Below are 18323 nucleotides of genomic sequence, written 5' to 3'. Positions count from 1 at the left end.
TGAATCCAACAGGCCAGGAGGGTGAACATAACGGTGTGAATCATACCGAGTTCGAGCTGTTGGATGGTGCGGGAGCGAGAATTTCCCTCGCGCTGGGGGCGGTCACCTACATCAAGAAAAACGGTGCAGAACTGACCCCAGACGATCAAGAAACGCTGTGGTTTAGCGATAACAACCCAGCAGGACAGTACACTATTGAGGTCAAGACCATTGACGGCACGGTGTACTCCGCCGTACTGGATTGGGTGCCGACGATATAGGGCGGAGAGGAGCCGGACATGCTCGATTTACCGCTGGATGAACTAAAAGGATATCTGAGAATAGACGGGAGCGAGGAGGATACAACCCTCGCTCTTTTTGTTGCCGCAGCCGAGGAATACTTGCTTGTAGCGGGAGTGCCAGAGGATCAAAGTGGATCGGCCAGGTACAAACTGGCCGTGATGCTTTACTGTGCTATTAACTATGAGCACCGAGATCCTGCCGAGAAGCTTGAGAAATTCAATTTTTCACTGGAAAGCCTGATTTTACAACTGAAAACGGGGTGATTGATATGGAATATCCCGTGTTAAAGAAATTCCGGGATAAGGGATCTGGAAAGGTTCACGAAATTGGTTCGGCGTATGAGGCTGGAGAGGAACGTGCTGGATACCTCCAGAAACTCGGATACATCGGCCAAGATGTGCCAGCAGAGACTCCGGAGGAATGGCCGAAGCATGCTGGCGGCGGGATCTTTGAGCTTCCCAACGGAGAAAAGGTCCGAGGGAAGGCGAAAGCTATCGAATTGATGGGGATCAGTGAAGAATCATGACCGTGCTTGTTAACCGTCTCAATAAGCGGTCCGTAGTCTTTCGACCTCCTGGTCCTGATGATCTGGATGAATGGGGACAGCCTACGGACGATTGGGTGGAAGTGGTAAAGCTGTGGGCTGCAATAGAGCCACTTCGAGGACAAGACCGAGCTGCAGCCGCACAAGTCACCGCCGATGTGACTACGCGCATCCGTATACGGTACCGCGAAGGGATTGATAGGACAATGGTTGTACGTTACAAAGGCGTTGAATTCGAGATTCTATATATCATCAATCCGAAGTATGAGAATAAAGAACTGCAGCTGATGTGCAAGGAGCGTCAATAATGGTCCGGCGCACATCAAGGTCAAACATCCGTGTGGATGGTGCAGAGGAAGTTATCCGGCAGCTGAAGCGAGCAAACGCTGAGATCACCAAGGAGATTCGGGACCTGATCTCTCAGGCTGCTGAAATTGTATTCCGCGAAGCTGATTCCCGGGCACCTATCGGGGCTACGGGGAACACTCGTTTTTCTTTGGAAATCAACATTGGCACATCAAAAAAAGGTGCGTTTTATGCAAATGTAACGGTAGGGGCACGCAAAGGAGATTTATCTGCGTCTGCCCCTTTTTACGTTACCTTCTACGAATACGGCAGTAGCCACCAGCCGCCGAGACCGTTCATGCGGCCATCTATGGATAAGAGCCGGGCCAAGGTCCGAAAGCTGCTCATAGAGGGCGTAAAGGCAGTGGTTGAGAGAGTGGGTGCCTGATGGCAATCGAAACAAAACTACGTGATTACCTGCTGACCATTCCAGAGATTCAGGGCGTTGTAGGCAATCGGATTCATCCAGGCTGGCTGCCGGAGAAGCCAACATACCCAGCCATTGCGTATCTGGAGATTTCAGGGGTAGCTCACCATAACCTTCCCGTTGCCTATCCGAGATTTCAGTTCTCGGTGTTTTCTACTCGTTACGGCGAGGCCAAGACGGTAGCCGAGGCGGTGCGTGACGCTCTCCAACGCTACAAGGGTAATATGGGCGGCGTTAGGGTGCTGCAAGGCGTCTGGGAGGGCAGCAGGGACATGTACGAGAGCGACACAAAGCTCTATCACATAGCAACGGATTTCAAAATTATCTATCGGGAGGAATAAACGTGCTGAGTATTTATGGTGTGCTCGAAAGAAACGAACACGGCGAGCTGGTAATTGACGGAGTGTCGGTTATTGAGTTGATCGAGAAATACGCAGGCCAAGATGTAGCGATTTCTGTTTCTAAAATCGAAAAATCTGAGGAGGAATAACAATTATGGGACGCAATATGACAACAGTCCAAGCGGGAAATACTATCCGGTTTGGCTCCGCGAAATTCGAGGTTGGTCCAGACATTAATAGCTTTATTGACCTCGGGGCGATGAACAGCATTGTTTTCGAGGAAACTTGGGACGAGATGACTGTAACCAGTGACAACGCCGGGGTAATCAAGACAGGGATTAACAATCACGCGGCTGGTATTGAGGGCGACCTGATGGAAATCAACCTCGCTACTCTGGCAACGATTCGCGGTGGAATTGACAAGATCGAAACCATTGCCGGAACACCGAAAACTGTAACCAATGAGCCAGTGACACTATCCAATCAAGTTCAAAAACGTCTCCTGCATAAAAATGGAGCCGGAACGGTTGTTACTGCAGTGACAGTTAAAAAAGGCGCAACAACATTGGCAGCGGGTACGGATTACACCCTCGCCGTTGACAGCGCAGGGTTCACAGTCATTTCCAGGGTGGAGGGCGGCGGAATCACTTCTGGAGACGCCGTAATGGTCAACTACACTTATACCCCTCTGTCGGCTCAACGTTTCCTTTCTGGCGGTTTGGGGACCTTCCAGCCCCGTGTTGCACGTATCACAAACTATGATGACGCGGGCAAGGAATTCCGTATCACAATCTACAAGGCGACTCCAGAGAGCGGCCTGAACATCACGTTCCCGGAAGCGGACGCCGAGGACCCAGCAATCACACCAATCCGCATGAACGGCACCATGGATTCCAGCCGGGCCGTCGGAGAACAACTTTTCGAAATTTATGATGAACAGGGGGTTTAATTAAAAATGTCAAAAAAACAAGTGATTCTTGACCTGGATCAAATCATCCCAGAGGAGCGGGTTGTCATCCTTGCTGGGAAACGAATTGATGTATCCCGCATCCCGTCCCGGGTAACTCTGGATATCGCCAAAAACTCCGACAAGCTGCAGTCAGGAAGTCAAGACACCTTCCCGTTGCTGCTTGATCAGGTGGCGAGCATCCTGCGGCCATCCTTCCCAGAGGTTACAGCGGACTGGATTGTTGATAACACCGACCTTAATCAACTGCTGAAACTCATTGAATTTGTACTGGAGCCGGTCAAGGATAGAGCTGGTGCCGATTCCGAAAAAAACGAGGTAAGCCCCAGCCTATAGAGTTGGGGCGTATTTTTGCGCGAATGGGCGCAATGTACTCCTGGGCAACGCCTGATTACATGCTGGATCACATGTCCTTCCCGCAGATCATGATGTATTACGACTACGGGATGGAACATGAAGAGAATAAATCGAACATCTTGGTCGGCCGCATTGGGGTCGGCCTTTTTGGTGCGAAAGAACAGCCCAAGAAGGAACGGCGAGTCCGAGGCGATGGTAATCAAACCCCGGATAAGGCGGCATTTCGGAAGCAATACGGTGACCGCATCAAGCGGCCGGAAGGAGGGGGATCATGAGTTTACTCGGTAACCTTGTCATAAACATCTTGGGCAATAATACTGGCCTTGATGACGCCATGAAGCAGGCGCAGAAGTCAGTCGATAAATTCGGAAAAGGCATGGCTGATGTAGGTAAGTCAATGACCGCGCTGGTTACAGTCCCCCTCGTTGCGGTTGGTGCGGCATCGCTCAAAGTCGCCTCTGATTTTGAATCTGCTTTTGCTGGTGTACGAAAAACAGTGGACGCCACAGAAGCCGAATTCTCCGAGTTAAGGCAAGGCATTCGTGATATGGCTAAAGATATGCCTCAATCAGCATCGGAGATTGCAAGAGTAGGGGAAGCGGCTGGTCAGTTGGGCATCAAGACTAGCGCGATCCTCGGCTTTACAAAAACTATGGTCGATTTAGGCATAGCAACAAATATGAGTAGCGACGAAGCAGCGAGTGCTCTAGCGCGGCTGGCAAATATCACTCAAATGCCGCAAGACCAGTTTGATAGGCTTGGATCATCCATTGTCGCTCTCGGTAACAATTTCGCCACGACTGAATCTGAGATTACGGACATGGCGCTGAGACTTGCCGGGGCTGGCTCACAGGTGGGGATGTCTGAGGCAGATATCTTAGGCTTGGCCGCGGCGCTTTCTTCCGTTGGCATCGAGGCGGAAATGGGTGGGTCAGCAATATCGCGCGTTATGGTTCGCATGCAGGTTGCAGCCACAAGCATGGATAAGATGGACGCTCTGACCCAAGCGACAGGGATGTCTTTAAGGGAGCTGCAACTGCTTGCAGATAACAACAGCAAGGATTTTAAGGCACTAGCTGATGCGTTAGGGCTGACACAAACTCAAATGGGAAACATCGTAGATGGCGGTGTGGATCTTCAGAACTTTGGAAAGATCGCAGGAATGACTTCAGAGCAGTTCGGAAAAGCATTCAAGGATGATGCTGTGGGAGCGCTCGGCGCTTTCATTAATGGTTTGGGTGGAGCTGAGAGCGCTGGAACATCAGCGATTAATATGCTCGAGGAAATGGGCATTTCGGAAATCCGTTTGAGAGACAGTTTGCTGCGGGCTGGTAATGCGAGTGAGTTATTTGCTGGAGCGGTAGACTTATCAAATCAGGCATGGGAAGAAAATTCTGCTCTTACAAAAGAAGCAGAAGAACGATACAAGACGTTCGAAAGCCAAATGCAGATACTCAAAAACAAACTGGCGGATATCGCAATCACTCTGGGCGACGTGCTCATGCCTATTGTGCTCCAAGCCGTAGATTCGATAGAGCCTTTTATCGACAAGATAACAGAACTGGCAGAGAAGTTTTCGACGCTTAGTCCTGCATCACAGCAGATGATTGTGACTGTAGCGGCTATTGCGGCAGCGGTTGGGCCTTTGCTTGTGATATTAGGTCAAGTTGTCAGCTCTATATCTGGACTCATCCCCTTGTTTTCAGCCCTCACAGGCCCAGTCGGACTGATTATAGTAGGGGTAGCCGCATTGGTGGCGGGGCTGGTCTATCTTTACAAAACCAGCGACACCGTGCGGGACACGATGAACAGCGCTTGGGAGTCTATTAAGTCCGTAGCGCTCTCGGCGTGGGGGGCAATCTCGGCATTTGTTATGGGCCAGATCGATAAGATCAAAAAGTTTTGGGATACCAACGGAACCCAGATCCTGCAGGCCGTAACTAACGCTTTTAACGGCATCAAGAAAGTGATTGAATTCATCATGCCTGCCATCAAGTTCATCATCGACATGGCTTGGACGGCCATCAAAAATGTGATAAGTGGCGCTTTGGATATGATCATGGGTCTAATCAAGATATTTACCGGCCTGTTCACGGGCGACTGGTCCAAAATGTGGGAAGGCATTAAGCAACTACTTGGCGGGGCTATTGATTTTGTGATGGGCCTCATGACCTTGAACTTCTTGGGTGGCCTGAAGACACTCTTTACTAACCTTCTGAAATCTGGAGTGTCCATTATGAAAAACATGGGCACTGGAATCGTCAATGCATTCAAAAGTCTGCAAGGTTCTGCAACCTCTCTGATATCCAAGATGGTCAGTGGCGTGGTTAATTTCTTCAAAAACATGTTCACCGAGGGGATCGGGATATTCACGCGACTCCGTACTCTCGGGGCTTCGATTTGGCAGTCTCTTTCTCAGTCGGTTGTAACAGTTGCTAAGGGAATTTGGACGGGAGTAAAGAATAACTTCCAAAGCATGCTCACTAGCATAAAAAACATTTTTAGCACTATTCAAGGTGTGATCGAAGGCATTTGGGGCAAGGTGATGGCATTCTTCAAGGGGATAGACCTGAAGAAGATCGGCAAGAACATCATGGAAGGTCTGGTCAATGGTATCGGTAGTATGGCATCTGCAGCCGTCGAAAAGGCTAAGGATGTAGCGGAGAGCATCGGGAATACAATTAAAAATTTCTTTGGGATTCACTCCCCTTCCCGGCTCACAACTGGATATGGAGAAAATATTGGGCAGGGTCTTGTTGTTGGGATTAATAACTCCAAAAGCAAGGCTAAAGCGGCTATCGAGCAGTTAACCGGCGAGGCAGGAGCTGCTGCGGAAAAATCTGCTGGCAAGGCTGCCGAAAAGACTCGGAAGGCTACTGAAAAAGTGCAGAAGGCTGCCGCATCTGCAGCAGAAAAAGCGCAAAGAGAAGCCGCATCTGCTGCAAAAAAAGCTGCAACAGCTGCGAATAAAGCATTCAATGATGCGCTCGGGACTGCGCAGTACAAATACAAAATGGGCGCTGTCGATGAAGTGGGATATATAGCCTCCTTGGAAAAGGTGAAGCAGGCCTATGCCCGCACCGGGGAGCAAGTCCAGAAGATAAACCTAGCCATCAAGAAGGCCAATGATCAGGTGGCGAAGGATGCGGCGGCAGCTGCCAAAAAGCAATTCGAGGATTCAAAGACATTTATCGAAGCACGGAAGCAGGCGAATGAAATATCCCAGCAGCAGGAGCTGGGAGCCTGGGAGAAATTGCAGACCAAATATAAGGTCGGCACTACCGAGCGTATCGCTATCGATAAGCAGGTCAATAAAATTCGGGCTGAGCTTGCAAAAGAAGCAGCGGCCCAAGCAAAGGCGCTGTACGACGAACAGGTCAAATCTATTGAAACGCTCAGCACGGCTGCTGTGAACGCCCTGAAGGCCCGTTACACGGCAGAAGAGAAGATCGCTACAGATGCCTTGCAAAAGCGTATTGACCAGCACAAAGTAGCGTCAGAGGCCATCATTGCAGGGTATGACGCTGAGTACCAAGCAATGGTCAAAACACTTGATGCTCAGACTCAGGCACAACTTCTGGGGTTGCAAGGACAGATAGACAGTATTGAGGGACTGACCAAGGCGGAGGATATCGCGGCAGAAGAGGCGGCTTACCAAAAGAAGTTGGCTGACAAGCAAAAAGAACTGACAGATGCCGATACCGCCGAAGCCCGCGAAAAGATTCAGGCCGAGCTGGACGACATGCTTGCAGAGCGGCAGCGAAAGTATTTGCTGGAGCAAAGACAAACGCAAATCGACACGCTGAAGACTGAAATGAACAACATCAAAAGCCAATCAGAGCAAAAGGCCGAAGTGCTCCGTTTAGACTATGAAAACAAAAAATCAATAGAGGAAAAAAGCGCTCAGGCAACTGCAGACAGCCTCACTACTCAGATGGAATCTACCAAGACCCACTATGCAAGCCTCAACACAGAAGAGGCTCTGCAAGCTGAGGCGCGGCGTCTGATGCTCGATGGCAACAACAAAGAGTTGATTGACCTGCTGGCAGAGTACAACCCCAAATGGCAAGACGCTGGACAGTCCTTCGGTGAGAGCTTGCTGAGCGGACTTAACAGCACCAAGAACAGCATCAAGTCAGCGGTAGATGATATCCTCTCAATGGTCGGCAAAACGGCCAAGGCGGCAACGACAACTCCTAATATGTCAAACGAGATTGCCTATCTCAACAGCCTGTTGGCTTCCGGGACAGCCGCGCAAAAGAAATGGGCTGAGGCTCAGGCGAAAAGTTACGGGCTGAACATTGTCAACGGCGTTATCCAGGGAATGAAGTCGGGAACAAGCGCCATCACGAATGCGGCTGCTGCCACAGCGCAAGCGGCCACCAATGGAATCAAAGACACCCTGAAGATCAAGTCACCAAGCCGCGTCATGATCGCTCTGGGCGAGTTTATTGGCAAAGGTCTGGCCTTGGGAATGGAACGGCAGATGTCGGCCGTGGAAGGCGCTGCGCAGGATATGGCAGACGCCGCTGCGATAGACCTCAGCTCGCCAAGCCTGAGCGCAATCGACAGCCGGATTCAGCCGCTGGAGAATGACAGCAGGACTTCTACCGGATCGGCTGCTGGGCTGCTGGGTGACGGGGAACTGGTCTTGCACAATAACATCTATCTCGATGGCAAGCAGATTGAGACCAATGTATCCCGTCGGCAAATGAGCTCAGTCACTCGGGCAGCAAGGGGGTTGGGTTTAACATGACAAGCAGTATTTCGCTCGGAGGCATCCGGGATGTTGATTTAGGCTTTCGGGTGTTGGAAGAGAGTAAAGAACCATTACTCCCCGGCACCCGTGATATCGGCGTTACAATACCCGGCAAGCACGGGCAATACGATTTTGGCGCGGACCTAACGGAACGCGTCTTTTCTTTTTCTTGTGCCTTTGTTGCGGACGGTACAAATTATGATACTCCTAGCGCAGCAGGCTTACAGCAGCGGGTGCGCTCTCTGGCCAGACACCTAACGGACTCTTACGGCAGGCCCCGAACAGTACAGTTAGTTCGCTATTACGAGCCGGATAAATTCTACCTGGTTAGATATGCGGGATCTGCTTCGCTGGAACGGTTGATCTATAACAGCATTGGTATGTTTGAACTGGAGCTGGTGGCTTTTGACCCGTTCGCTTATTCGGTGAAGGAACATATCACGGAGCAAGTCATTACTGTTTCACCGACAACGTTGTTAATTCAATCAGCAGGGAATATTCGTTCAGAGGCCGTGATCATACTGACAAACACGGGCCCAAACACATTGTCGAATTTCAGGATTTCGAACGAGTACAAACTCGAATAGGAGGCGAACGCATTGAATGTATCCGATTATTTAGCAAAGGTATACCTTAACTTGGCTTTTCGCAATACTCCGTTTACACCGCCCGCGGCACTTTTTGTCGCTCTCTACACCAGTAACCCCACAAAGGTAGACACGGGGCTGGAAGTGTCGGGTGGCGCTTATGTTCGGCGGGCAGTCACGTTTGCGGCTCCTGCGGCAGTAAGCGGTATTCAGACTATTAAAAACACGGCAGAGATTGCATACCCACTGGCTACAGCAAACTGGGGCCAGATCACTCACATTGGCATAAGGGATGCAGCCACAGGGGGGAATCTCCTTTACTTTGGGGAATTAACAGATTCTCGGTCAATCCTGACGGGTGATATTTTTAAATTTGTGGTCGGTGAACTCCAGCTGACACAAAGATAAGGAGGCGAGCCTAATGGCACAACAACCGATGTATCCGGCAATTGCCAACTCGCCCGGCACGGAGTTGTCAGCGGCACTCACAGCAGCGACGACTACGGTAGCCGTGACAGATGCAAGCAAGTTGCCGCCTGCTCCTAACGTGTTGACAATCGGCACAGACGAGAGTTCGGAGACCGTACTCTATACAGGTAAGACGGGCAACAACCTAACGGGCTGTACACGCGGGTTTGACGGGACGGGCGCAAAAGTTTGGGTTAGTGGGTCTAAGGTTGCCCGGTACTTTACCGCCTACGATCACAATACCGTCAGAGCCAACATCCTTGATCTGATTGATTTTTTGGCATACATGCCGATTAACGGCGGCACATTTGACGGTAATGATCCGACAGGGCCCGTTATTGACGGCGGCACATATTAAAGGAGGAGATACTATTGAAAATTAGTATTCCAAAGGAATCTAAAGGATTGGCAGTTGGCGAGGTGTGTCTTGATATTGAGAGAGACAAAGTGTATATCGGGACAGCGGAAGGTCCGAAAGAAATCAATCCAAATACATTAAGTGCTGATGTAGTTGTGGAGATAGAGGCCTTGAAAAATAGTAGAGGTGGTATGAACGATGCCGATTATTAAGATCAAGCGCGGGTTATCCGCCAATATTCCGGGCCTAACATTAGAGGCTGGAGAGTTAGCGCTCGCGACAGATACGGGAAAGGTTTGGGTAGGCACAGGCAGCGGGAAAGTCATGGTAAATCCAGACGCTGCAGCAGCGGAAACAGCAGCAAAACTTGCTACAGCACGCACCATATCGCTTACCGGAGACGCCTCCGGGTCTGTATCCTTCGATGGATCGGCTAATGCGCCAATTGCCGTTGTGCTTGCTAACACAGGCGTTGCGGCAGGAACATATACAAAGGCAACGGTAGATGCTAAAGGCCGCGTAACCGCCGCCTCTCAGATGACCGCAGCAGATGTTCCTAACCTGACACTCGCCAAAATTACGGACGCAGGGACAGTGGCAAGCAAGGATACAGGCACGGCTGCGGGAAATGTGCCTATCCTTGGTGTTGGAGGCAAACTACCGGATAGCGTCCTGCCCGCACTGGCTATTTCAGACACCTTTGTAGTTGCCACCCAAGCGGCCATGCTGGCGTTGACAGCTGAGGTCGGAGACATTGCAATCAGGACGGACCTAAACAAGACCTATATCCTACGGGTGGCAGGTGCCTCGACACTGGCTAACTGGCAGGAGATCCTCGCACCTACTGGGGCTGTATCCTCCGTGGCTGGCCGGACTGGAGCCGTGACGCTGACCGCAACAGATGTGGGCCTGGGTAGCGTGGGCAACTATGGAGTTGCTACGCAAGCCGAGGCAGAGGCCGGAACGAGCGCGGTTAAGTATATGACGCCGCAACGGACGGCTCAGGCTATAGACGCTCAGATAGCAGTCATTGACGGCGGTACATTTTAAGGAGGGCTGTACATTATGGCTAATAAGATACAAGTACGGCGCGGGACTAAGGCGCAATTGGCCGCATTGGGCGGTCTGAGCGTTGCGGAGCCGGGGTATTGCACGGATTCCAAAGACCTGTATATCGGTAATGTTTCAGGCGGGGATACGCTGTTTTTGGCGGCTGAGAATGTTCCGTATAACAAAAACCAGCAGGCGTTAATAAACGGTGGGGTTGACATATGGCAGCGGGGAACTTCGGTGCTGCCTGGAGGGGACGGATCAAATGCATATGGATACGGTCCTGATCGGTGGTGGAGCCAGATATATGCAGGATCTGTTACGGGGAATACAAGCAGCTGGGTACGCCAGGATTTCGCCGCCGGACAGACGGTTGTACCGGGCAACCCCAAGCATTTCGCACGCTTCAATATCCTGACTTTATCTGCTCTACAGACACAATCGCTAATCCGATTCCACCAGGCAATTGAAGATGTACGTAACTTTGCCGGGCAGAAAGTCACCTTTACTATTTGGATGAAAGCCAATGCTGCCCGTTCCGTGGGAGTTGTGGCTATTCAAAATTTCGGATCGGGGGGATCGGCAGAAGTCAATACTGCTGCTAATGTACCGACCGTTAATCTGACGACATCCTGGCAAAAAGTCACGGTCAGTATCAACGTACCTAGCATATCCGGCAAAACGGTCGGCGTTGGAAGTTATCTCGCCGTTTCGCTTATTATATACAAGGCTGGGAATACGATCGTATCAGCGCCGAGCGGAGCGGTAGGTAGTTGGGCAACTGGTTATGTAGACATTGCTCAGGCGCAAGTAAATGTGGGTGAAGTTGCTCTGCCTTTTCAGGCGCGAAGCCTGGCCGATGAGTTGGCTTTATGTCAACGATACTATGAAAAAAGTTATTATCTTGAGGATGCACCGGGTACGGCGACTGAAAACGGATCGCTATATGGTGTATCCGAAGACGGTACGGTAGGTGGCCCTCACTTTGGGTATACATCGTTTAAGACACGCAAGCGTGTAACACCGACAGTGACGGCTTATGGTAAAGGGGGCGGCGTTGGTATGGTGAGTGATGGTACTGCTGACCGTACTATATCATCTGGTGTCGCATGCATCGGAGACGAAGCGGGAATCCGGCATAATTACACTCTGAATGGATCTACAACTAATCGACGATTTTTCCACTTTGCCGCAGATGCTGAACTATAAGGGGGGACGACATGTATAAACACTATATCCGCGTGGACACAGACGACAACGTGATCCGCGCTTTTTCTGATGCCTTCGAGCAGCCGCAACCCGGCGATCTGCTAGTCACAGAGAACGGCGGCAGACACTTTAACCTGGACCTCTGGTATAACGGCGTTATCCCGCGCTGGTACGTTGAGGGTGACGATATGGTCGAGCGCACAGATGTGGAGTTGGCAACAATGTGGGAGCAGTACCAAACGGCCCACCCGCCTCAGCTGACAGAGGTTCAACAACTGCAGAAGGAAAATGAATTGCTGAAGGCGCAACTGGCTGCACAATCTGAGCGATCTGATTTTATCGAGGACGTTCTACAGGAAATGATCATCAAGGCTCAATGATGCTCGGTTGTTGGTATGGTGGCTGTTACATCTGGGAGGAGGTGATAACATGATTGCATTGTTTTTGGCACAGAGAGTCATATTGGGTAAACTCGCTTTTAGTGCAGTGCCTACAGAGGCTCTTAAGACTCAGGTTAAAGTGATCCTGACGGACAGCGGACTGGAATTTCTGGCTGTATAAGAAGAATAGAGATAACCGCAGCGCCCATTGAGGCGTTTTTATTTTGCCCTTGGGGGAGATCCCCAGGGGCTGTTTTTATAGGGAGATTGCAGAGAGGGGGAGTGACGATGCCAGGAGGAGGCGGTACCGTGGCAACAGAGGATAAATTGGTTGAAATACAGATACAACTGGCGCGTATCGAAAAGACGCTCGAAGCTGTGCCTGCTTTGACGACTGCGATTGAAACAACTCGGGATTTGGCCCGAGAGGCTATGCAGTCCACTAAATCAGCGCACCACCGGCTGGATCGGATTGAGGACGGGCAACGTTGGCTTTGGCGCACAATCGGGGGAGCTATCATTACCGTTATAGTGGGTGCCATTGTAGTGGCTATTAGATTAGGAGGTAAGTAATGATCAAGGATAAGTATAAGATCGAGCGGCGTTATATCGACAAGCGCCAAAACGTTCGACCCGGCACCCGGTTAGTATCGGGGACTCCGGGCTTTTTAGTTGCCCACGATACCGGCAACCCTGGAGCAACAGCGGATAATCACTTCAATTATTTTCAGACTCTCGTTAACCGATCTGCCTCCGCGCAGACATTTGTTGATGACAAGAAGATTCTGGAGATCATCCCGACCGGAACCGGCAGCGACCTAGCCGAGAAAGCTTGGCATGTACTATACAACGTGACCACGGATAACAAGCTCTACGGCGACGATGCCAACGACATCGCGCTGGGTGTGGAGTTGTGTTATGGCGGCAAGATCGCTTTTGCCGAGGCATATAAGCGCTTTGTGTGGTATCTGGCCTATTGCTGCGACAAGTGGAGACTTAACCCGCTGACTCACATCCCGAGCCATAAACAGCTGGACCCGGCGCGAAAGCGGGATATTGATCAGGCGCTGAAGACTGCTGGCAAGACGCTGAAGGATCTGCTATATGATGTCGTGGCGGAGATTGCAGAGCAACCGGTAGTTATCTCGCCACCCACCGCCGTGCAACTGCCAGCCAATGTCGCACAGGCACTCATTGATGATTATGTATCTCCAGCATGGTTCGCAGCCCGGCAGGCTGGTGACTCGGTAGGCACGCTGCATCTGCACAACCTTGCAAATAACCTGCGGCTGGCTGCCCGGATACCGTTGCAGCCGGGATCAACAGCGCCGTTCACGCAGCTGCATAAGAGTAACGTCCAGGAGCTTGTGTTCCGGTGGCTCTCTCCGGGCTGGATGGCCGCCAAGGTTAAGGGCGACAAGACGGCTATGGCTTATTACAATAACACGGCAAATCACCTGCGGCGAGCTGCGGGCATGCCGACTGAATAGGAGAGATAACTAAATGGATAATCAAAACTTAACGGATGTGTTGGCCTTCGCTTCGGTGCTGGCCGTTTTTGTGTTGGCAGGAGTGCAACTTGTTAAGAGCGCAGTTAATGTGCCTAAAAACATCCTGCCTCTTATCGGTCTGGTAATTGGCCTCTTAGTAGGCGCTGCGGCATCACCGTTTACGGAGCTGGGCCTGGTGCTGCGGCTATGGGCCGGGGGTCTGGCGGGGTTATCTGCGACCGGGCTGTTTGAATTGGCTTTTAATAAGCGGGACGGCAGCACCAAGGAATAATTTTCGGAATAATATCTGTTCATTTTGCTCTTGCTGCCCCTGTACTCGCAGGGGCTTATTTCATTTTTTAGGATAGGAGACCTGTCCATGTTTAATCGAGGATCATTTAACCGGATAGCGTTCAACCGGGAGTTTTCACTGTTTGTCTTTGGTAGTGCCGTCCTGCGCGGGGAAGGCACTTTGACCGCAGGTTCCAACATCATAGCAACCGGATCAGCGCTGCTACAGGGCGATGGTGGACTGAAAGCAACATTTGTACGTGAGATCAGATTCACCGCCAAGATGGATGGTGAGGGCGGCTTAACGGCTACGTTTGTCCGTGAGCGTCTGCAGCAAGCCATCTTGCACGGCATCGGAACACTCAAGGCCAACGGTAGCCGGTACCATCTGGATGAGATAGTGTTCACCGGGTCCTTTGCTCCAGGAGACCGCATCGTGATCGACAGCAAGAATCTGACCTTTACCAAAAACGGAGCCAACGCGCTGCACATGATGCAGGGCGATTTTTTTGATCTGAATCTCGGCAGCAACAACATCGTCTACACAGATCCGGCTACTGGCCGCAACGTTTTGGTTCGAATTACGCACCGGGATAAATTTATATAGGAGGTTCTTATGGCTAAACCACCAATCACAATATATGATGCTCAAATGCGGCGCGTAGCGCTGCTGGAGAATGCTTATAATATCGAATACAGCATGCCGCTCAATTCGCTGTGGACGGCATCCTTCAGCCTCCCGGGCAATGATCCAAAGAATGCCGAGTGTAGGGAGTTTTACTTTGTGGAGTTGTATGACGGGTATGAACGGATAGAACTATTCCGCATTGTACCTAACACCACGAACCGGAATCAGAGCGGCCCTATCATCAAATACGAATGCGAGCACGTACTTGCCACGCTGCTGAATGACGTTCTGTTTCAGTCGCATACGGTCGGCAATCTGGGAGTATACACCGCCCAGGTGCTGCAATATATCCTATCCAAACAGGTTGTTCCGCGCTGGGAGCTGGGAACGGTCGGCTTCGGGCGGCAGTTTGAATACAATTGGGAGAACGATACGCTACTGGGGGCGCTGTTCTCGGTGCCGAAGCCGTTCGACGCTGATTATCAATGGACCTGGGACACAACATCCTATCCGTGGACGCTGAACCTTGTGCCGCCAGATGAAGAGGTGACCGCCTACATCCGGTACGGTGTCAACATGACCGAGATCGAGAAGGTAGTAGACCCGACAAACCTCTGCACCCGGTTATATGGGCTCGGCTTCGGGGAAGGCGTCAACCAACTCACATTCGCGGACATCAACGGCGGACTTCCGTACATCGAGGATGCAGCAGCACAAGCTCAGTACGGTATCCTGTCATCCATCTTTGTTGACCGCCGCTTTGAGCATGCAGATACATTGCTGGCGCGTTGCCAGACACTATATAGCGAGCTAAAGGTGCCACGAGTCTCCTATAGCGTCGGAGCCTCTGAAATCCACCGTCTGACGGGCCAGCAGATATATAAGTTCAAGACGGGCGCTCGAATCCGTGTGAGAGACGACGAAATGGGTGAGGACTTTATCGCGCGGGTGGTCAACAAAGGCAAGGGCGATATGATAGGTTCGCCGGGAGACGCACAGCTGGAGATTGCCAACCGGACGGAGGACATCGCGGGTAGCATAGCCGATTTGCAGAACCGGCAGCATATCAATGATTCATACGCACAGGGGGCAACCAATCTGGATACTCGGGACTTCGCGGATAATGCTGACCCCACGCATCCGGCCATACTCAAATTCTATGTACCCGAGGAGACGGCTCGGATTAATAAGGTCATGCTATCGTTTCAGGCGGAGGCGTTCAGGGCTTATAGCAAGGCTATAGAGTCGGCGCCAGCAGCGACTTCAGGTTCCAGTTCAAAAAACACCAGCGGACCCAGCAGCAGGGAGACAGCAGGCCCGAGCACAAGGGATACAGCTGGCCCAAGTAGCAGGCAGACAGCGGGACCGAGTACGCGTGATACAGCAGGACCAAGTACGCGGGACACAGCGGGACCGAGTACGAGAGATACAACGGCAGATGGCGGGGGGGTAATCAACACAAGAACTGGTGCGTATAAACTGGCACCTGGTTTTGCACCAGACCCATCGACGTATGATGGTGGTCATAACCACGGGGTTGCAAACGGAACTCAGTTATTAATAACTGGAGGAGGATACGTAACCTATGTATCGCATCCAGGCCATACTCATTCCCCTGCTATGCATGATCATCTAATAGATTTACCAGACCACGTACACGATATGGATCATACTCATGATATGGACCATACCCACAATATGGAGCACACACACGACATGGACCATACCCACAATATGGAACACACGCACAATATGGAGCACAGCCACAACATGGAACACACACACCAAATCCCTGCTCATACGCATGGGATAGAGTATGGTATTTATGCGGGCCCTACGCCCACGGCTCTAACGATTGAAGTGGATGGGAATGTCGTCCCATTTACCGGAACAAGTGCTGAGGACATTGATATCATTCCATATTTGAGTAAGGATGATAGTGGCAAGGTAAATCGGGGAATGTATCACTCCATAAAAATAACGCCCAATAATCTCGGGCGTGTGGTTGCGACTGTAGTCAGCCAATTATTCGTGATGAGCCGTGGAGGCGGTAATTATTAAATAGATATACCCAAAAAAGATACTGCTTCTTTCGACAGGTATATTGCCCCATCTTTAACCGCAGCTTTATGCAATCCATCAACACTGTTATAAATACCATCTACTAAAGTGCCTGGCATCGAGTAAACAATGATGTTGTCATTTTTTTTGTAAGTCACATCTCTAATTTTTCCGGATTCAGCCGAAACGTCTACATCATAGTCTGCCACCAAAACCTTGGTTGAAATAAATTCATTTAAATTGATTTCGTCAGTAATTCCCACAGAAACTTCATCTCCTTTCGTCTTCAAATCAATGGATTTTTTCGTGTTGTCATACTCCAGTCCGTAGCCGGTCATTTCGGCCACCTCACGGACTGGCAAGTATGTCGTGCCTCTATAGACAAGCGGGTCATTCTTCAGCGTTTGCTTCTGGCCATCCACAGAAAGTGTGAATTTAGCGAATACAGCCTGGACGGTTTGAGTTGTCGCAGCTGCTGCCATTCCCGCTGATCCGATCAGCATGCCAGCGACTAGCCCTATGATTGCTTTTTTCAAAAACCTCAGCTCCTTTAATGTCATATTACTATATTACGGTAAATGATGGGAGAGGTTTTATATCTTCGTCACCACAATATAGTAATTTACAGTTTGCCCCAGAGTGAGGTAGAATAGACGCAACGGAAGCACCGTACCCTGCCAGCACTGGCGGGGTATTTCTTTACGTTCAGGCAAATTTTCCTTACCAGTGATATAGAGTACATATACATAATGTTCCACTCCCACTATACTTACTTCATATTTATTTTTAATAGGCTTCCAATTTTGAAAGGTGGAGTTAAATGAGTATGATTCTTTATAAGGGTAAGCAGTATGGAGGTCAAATTGGCGAAGAATCTTTAGGGGCATCAATTCTCATTTCCAATAACAAATATGCACAAGATGAGTATGACAAATTTGCGGATGGGTTTAAACTGACTAATAAGTTGGAGATTAACTCTCAAGAGAACATCTTTAATTTTATAAGAAGTATTGGGGTCGAGAAGATTTATCCTGATGAAATTTTTTATAGAGGTAGAAAAGGAAGGCTTTTTAGGAAGCTAGCAGAGGTTAAGGCGCCACCTCATAGAAAGGCTGGAGTAGGGAGGTTAAATCCAAAAGGGGTCTCTTTTCTTTATGCGGCAGATTCAATTTCTACAGCTCTTTTGGAACTGAACGCTTCCATTTTTGCTCCAGTTACAATAGTTGAGTGCAGACCAAAAAGAATGCTTAAGTTATTGAACTTAGTTCATGGGGAAAATGAGGACGCAAAAATTAATAGCTTTAGAAAAATAATTGATTTGAACTTTTCAAGGCCCGTTTCTTCAGAACGATCTTTGGTTGAATATATGCCGACTCAAGCTATCGCTCAATACATACGTGATTATATGAAATTAGATGGGGTAAAGTATACCTGTTCAAAAAATTCGAATCAGTTTAATATCGTTATTTTTAATGGGGACTTGCTCAACTATAAGCTTGATAAATCAATACATCGCCTTGAAGATCAAAAAAAAGGTCGATCTATTGGAATGAAAAACAGATGAGCACTACATACAAAGTCCTAGAGAGTGATACAGACTTCCTGATGGCAGCCCTGACTCAATCTAAGGTGTCGGTATGGTACCGGGAAGAACCAGACCCTGAAGGTCACCTGATGGATGACGGAGGGATCGTGGAGGGATATACTCCAGACTCCATCAAGATAGCCGGTCCCCATTTTGTACGGGAACGGTTTGAATTTAGAGCATACATAAAATAA

General features: G+C 50.1%; 27 protein-coding genes. 26 read left to right on the top strand and 1 reads right to left on the bottom strand.

All coding sequences use genetic code 11. From position 1 onward, the window contains the following. Positions 1-35: 35 nt before the first annotated feature. From B9T62_RS15555 to B9T62_RS15450, 24 genes are all read left to right on the top strand, one after another. On the top strand, positions 36-260 hold the full coding sequence (locus B9T62_RS15555; RefSeq protein WP_087916092.1) for a hypothetical protein: 225 nt from the start codon (positions 36-38) through the stop codon (positions 258-260). Between the two features lie 18 nt (positions 261-278). Further along, positions 279-545 (top strand): head-tail connector protein, encoded by a 267-nt coding sequence (locus B9T62_RS15550; protein ID WP_087916091.1) that lies wholly within the window; start codon positions 279-281, stop codon positions 543-545. A 5-nt stretch (positions 546-550) separates the two neighbouring features. Then, a complete protein-coding gene (locus tag B9T62_RS15545) occupies positions 551-808 on the top strand; it encodes a hypothetical protein (RefSeq protein ID WP_087916090.1) in 258 nt (85 codons plus the stop codon). Next, a complete protein-coding gene (locus B9T62_RS15540) occupies positions 805-1134 on the top strand; it encodes a phage head closure protein (protein WP_087916089.1) in 330 nt (109 codons plus the stop codon). The genes B9T62_RS15545 and B9T62_RS15540 overlap by 4 nt, the downstream gene beginning before the upstream one ends. Then, entirely contained in the window at positions 1134-1559 is a 426-nt protein-coding gene (locus tag B9T62_RS15535) for an HK97-gp10 family putative phage morphogenesis protein (protein ID WP_087916088.1), read from the top strand. The genes B9T62_RS15540 and B9T62_RS15535 overlap by 1 nt, the downstream gene beginning before the upstream one ends. Beyond that, on the top strand, positions 1559-1939 hold the full coding sequence (locus B9T62_RS15530; RefSeq protein ID WP_087916087.1) for a DUF3168 domain-containing protein: 381 nt from the start codon (positions 1559-1561) through the stop codon (positions 1937-1939). Before B9T62_RS15535 ends, B9T62_RS15530 begins: the two co-directional genes overlap by 1 nt. Before the next feature lie 2 nt (positions 1940-1941). Further along, on the top strand, positions 1942-2088 hold the full coding sequence (locus tag B9T62_RS39125) for a hypothetical protein (protein WP_157685641.1): 147 nt from the start codon (positions 1942-1944) through the stop codon (positions 2086-2088). A 17-nt stretch (positions 2089-2105) separates the two neighbouring features. Further along, complete coding sequence (locus B9T62_RS15525) at positions 2106-2888, top strand: hypothetical protein (protein WP_157685639.1); 783 nt, start codon at positions 2106-2108, stop codon at positions 2886-2888. 6 nt (positions 2889-2894) lie between these two features. After that, the gene (locus tag B9T62_RS15520) at positions 2895-3242 is read left to right on the top strand and encodes a hypothetical protein (protein ID WP_087916085.1); all 348 of its coding nucleotides are present in this window, start codon (positions 2895-2897) and stop codon (positions 3240-3242) included. 23 nt (positions 3243-3265) lie between these two features. Further along, positions 3266-3538 carry a hypothetical protein gene (locus B9T62_RS15515; protein WP_087916084.1) on the top strand — a complete coding sequence of 91 codons (273 nt, stop codon included), beginning with the start codon at positions 3266-3268 and terminating at the stop codon, positions 3536-3538. Next, positions 3535-8019, top strand: a complete 4485-nt coding sequence (locus B9T62_RS15510) for a phage tail tape measure protein (protein ID WP_087916083.1) — start codon at positions 3535-3537, stop codon at positions 8017-8019. Before B9T62_RS15515 ends, B9T62_RS15510 begins: the two co-directional genes overlap by 4 nt. Beyond that, on the top strand, positions 8016-8609 hold the full coding sequence (locus tag B9T62_RS15505) for a phage tail domain-containing protein (protein ID WP_087916082.1): 594 nt from the start codon (positions 8016-8018) through the stop codon (positions 8607-8609). The genes B9T62_RS15510 and B9T62_RS15505 overlap by 4 nt, the downstream gene beginning before the upstream one ends. Before the next feature lie 12 nt (positions 8610-8621). Then, entirely contained in the window at positions 8622-9017 is a 396-nt protein-coding gene (locus B9T62_RS15500; protein ID WP_087916081.1) for a phage tail fiber protein, read from the top strand. A gap of 13 nt (positions 9018-9030) precedes the next feature. Next, positions 9031-9435, top strand: a complete 405-nt coding sequence (locus tag B9T62_RS15495) for a hypothetical protein (RefSeq protein ID WP_087916080.1) — start codon at positions 9031-9033, stop codon at positions 9433-9435. A 14-nt stretch (positions 9436-9449) separates the two neighbouring features. Further along, positions 9450-9647, top strand: a complete 198-nt coding sequence (locus B9T62_RS15490; protein ID WP_087916079.1) for a hypothetical protein — start codon at positions 9450-9452, stop codon at positions 9645-9647. Next, positions 9634-10485 carry a hyaluronate lyase N-terminal domain-containing protein gene (locus B9T62_RS39985; RefSeq protein ID WP_169834389.1) on the top strand — a complete coding sequence of 284 codons (852 nt, stop codon included), beginning with the start codon at positions 9634-9636 and terminating at the stop codon, positions 10483-10485. The genes B9T62_RS15490 and B9T62_RS39985 overlap by 14 nt, the downstream gene beginning before the upstream one ends. 15 nt (positions 10486-10500) lie before the next feature. Next, positions 10501-11694, top strand: a complete 1194-nt coding sequence (locus B9T62_RS15480) for a hyaluronate lyase N-terminal domain-containing protein (RefSeq protein ID WP_087914967.1) — start codon at positions 10501-10503, stop codon at positions 11692-11694. Between the two features lie 11 nt (positions 11695-11705). Continuing rightward, positions 11706-12074, top strand: coding sequence for a hypothetical protein (locus tag B9T62_RS15475; protein WP_087914968.1), 369 nt, complete (start codon positions 11706-11708; stop codon positions 12072-12074). A gap of 49 nt (positions 12075-12123) precedes the next feature. After that, positions 12124-12255, top strand: a complete 132-nt coding sequence (locus B9T62_RS41275) for a hypothetical protein (RefSeq protein WP_281257734.1) — start codon at positions 12124-12126, stop codon at positions 12253-12255. A 128-nt stretch (positions 12256-12383) separates the two neighbouring features. After that, positions 12384-12647 carry a hemolysin XhlA family protein gene (locus B9T62_RS15470; protein ID WP_245864471.1) on the top strand — a complete coding sequence of 88 codons (264 nt, stop codon included), beginning with the start codon at positions 12384-12386 and terminating at the stop codon, positions 12645-12647. Continuing rightward, a complete protein-coding gene (locus B9T62_RS15465) occupies positions 12647-13564 on the top strand; it encodes a peptidoglycan recognition protein family protein (protein ID WP_087916077.1) in 918 nt (305 codons plus the stop codon). The genes B9T62_RS15470 and B9T62_RS15465 overlap by 1 nt, the downstream gene beginning before the upstream one ends. Before the next feature lie 13 nt (positions 13565-13577). Further along, positions 13578-13856 (top strand): holin, encoded by a 279-nt coding sequence (locus B9T62_RS15460; RefSeq protein ID WP_087916076.1) that lies wholly within the window; start codon positions 13578-13580, stop codon positions 13854-13856. Between the two features lie 87 nt (positions 13857-13943). Then, positions 13944-14462 (top strand): phage distal tail protein, encoded by a 519-nt coding sequence (locus B9T62_RS15455; protein WP_087916075.1) that lies wholly within the window; start codon positions 13944-13946, stop codon positions 14460-14462. A gap of 9 nt (positions 14463-14471) precedes the next feature. Beyond that, entirely contained in the window at positions 14472-16544 is a 2073-nt protein-coding gene (locus B9T62_RS15450; RefSeq protein ID WP_087916074.1) for a phage tail spike protein, read from the top strand. Here B9T62_RS15450 and B9T62_RS15445 read toward each other — a convergent pair. Then, entirely contained in the window at positions 16541-17080 is a 540-nt protein-coding gene (locus tag B9T62_RS15445) for a stalk domain-containing protein (RefSeq protein ID WP_157685635.1), read from the bottom strand. The genes B9T62_RS15450 and B9T62_RS15445 overlap by 4 nt on opposite strands. A 284-nt stretch (positions 17081-17364) precedes the next feature. Between B9T62_RS15445 and B9T62_RS15440 the strand changes: the two genes are divergently transcribed. Then, positions 17365-18108, top strand: coding sequence for an RES family NAD+ phosphorylase (locus B9T62_RS15440; protein ID WP_087916072.1), 744 nt, complete (start codon positions 17365-17367; stop codon positions 18106-18108). Then, positions 18105-18323, top strand: coding sequence for a hypothetical protein (locus B9T62_RS15435; protein WP_087916071.1), 219 nt, complete (start codon positions 18105-18107; stop codon positions 18321-18323). The genes B9T62_RS15440 and B9T62_RS15435 overlap by 4 nt, the downstream gene beginning before the upstream one ends.

The sequence above is a fragment of the Paenibacillus donghaensis genome (assembly GCF_002192415.1).
GTDB classification, from domain to species: domain Bacteria; phylum Bacillota; class Bacilli; order Paenibacillales; family Paenibacillaceae; genus Paenibacillus_AQ; species Paenibacillus_AQ donghaensis.
The sequence above is the reverse complement of the archived record's forward strand: the minus strand, read 5'-3'. Positions and strand labels throughout refer to the sequence as shown.